Origin of the sequence: Roseivirga sp. (genome assembly GCF_049099775.1) — a bacterium.
GTDB lineage: Bacteria > Bacteroidota > Bacteroidia > Cytophagales > Cyclobacteriaceae > Roseivirga.
This window is the reverse complement of record NZ_JAGDZM010000036.1, coordinates 1-1,580: the sequence shown is the minus strand read 5'-3', so window position 1 is coordinate 1,580 and position 1,580 is coordinate 1. Positions and strand designations below refer to the sequence as shown.

The window sequence follows — 1,580 nt, the reverse complement described above, 5'->3', positions numbered from 1 at the left end:
CCTGCCGACAATGGTAGCGAATCTAATCTCGGTGGTGGTGGGCCAATCGAGCCTACTTTTGAAGCAAATGAAATCAATTTCAACCCTGCCCTCAGGTTTGTTGATCCTAACTCTAATAATGCCTCTTACATTGAAACGAGTTCTAATACGGTTTCAGGCGATATGACATTGATCTCTGTCTTTAAAACTGGACAAGCCGCGGGTACGGCTGGTGACTTCGTCAACTCCCCTGCCCTGATCGGAGCAAGTGAAACTACAGGAACACTTGACTATGGTTTAGGCATGGAAAATGGTACTATTTGGGTCAATGCAAATACCTCTACAGGTTTTGATGCGGAAACTGCCACTACCTTCAACAATAGTAGACCACATTTTGTAACTGCCACTAGAACTCAATCTTCTGGTGCCATTACCATCTTTGTTGATGGTAATAGTGAGGCAACTGGTACAGGTAGTACATCAGCACTCACTGACCCAACTTCTTTTGGTATTGCTAACCACAGTGATGGAGATGTAGATGCTCAGTTTGCAGGTGATATTGCAGAAAGCATTGTATTCTCGAGTGTCCTTAGCTCAGATCAGCGAAATAAAGTGGAGTCTTACCTAGCCCTTAAGTATGGGCTTACTATGAATGCTAGTGATGATGGAAGTACAGGTGGTATCGATGAAAGAGATTATAGAGCTGCCGATGGAGATGATATCTGGGATTTTGATGGACAAGGAACAACTTACTACAATGATATATTCGGTATTGGTAGAGACGACCTCTCTTGTCTTTCACAAACCAGCTCTAAAAGTGAAAATAGTGATGCCTTAGTTACCTTCACCGAACCTGCAGGTAGTTTTGATAACAACGACTCCTTTATCATTTCCGGTAATGATAATGCAGCTATTGAAGATTCTGATAACAGAGAATTTGACGGCGCTCAAGTTCAAAGTAGGCTCAATAGAGAATGGAGAGTACAAGAAACTGGTACCCTAGATGATATAGAAGTTACTTTCGATCTCAGTACCATTACAGGCCCATTAGGTGTAGGAACAAACAACCTGACCCAACTAAGACTTATGGTCGACGATGATGGAGACTTCTCCAATGGTGGAACTACTTACATCAGCCCTTCTGCAATTGATGGGGGGGGTAACTCTGCTACTTTCACCGTTGACTTTACCGATGGCCAGTATTATACTTTAGGATCTATTGAAATAGCCGCATTACCAATTACGTTAATCTCTTTCGAAGCTGAAGTCAATGATCAAAGTCAAGTTCAATTGGATTGGGTTACTGCTTCCGAAACTAATAATGCCTTCTATACCATAGAAAATAGTACCGATGGTGTAAACTTTAATGAAGTAGCCAACATTGATGGCGCTGGAAATAGTGATGCTGTTCTGTTCTACACTTACACCCATACTAAGCCTGCCAACGGATTATCATTCTACCGATTGAAACAAACAGACTTTAGTGGAGAATTTGAATACTCTGAAATCAGATCGGTAAGAGTTGAAAGTCTATTCCAAGCTTCTTATAGAGCGTATCCAAACCCTATTAGAAAAGGAGAAACTCTTAGAATTGCTTATCA

General features: G+C 41.5%; 1 pseudogene. It reads left to right on the top strand.

What is annotated here, in order from left to right:
- Nucleotides 1-1,580 (top strand): annotated as a pseudogene (locus tag JXQ92_RS19285) (hypothetical protein); the annotation flags it as partial.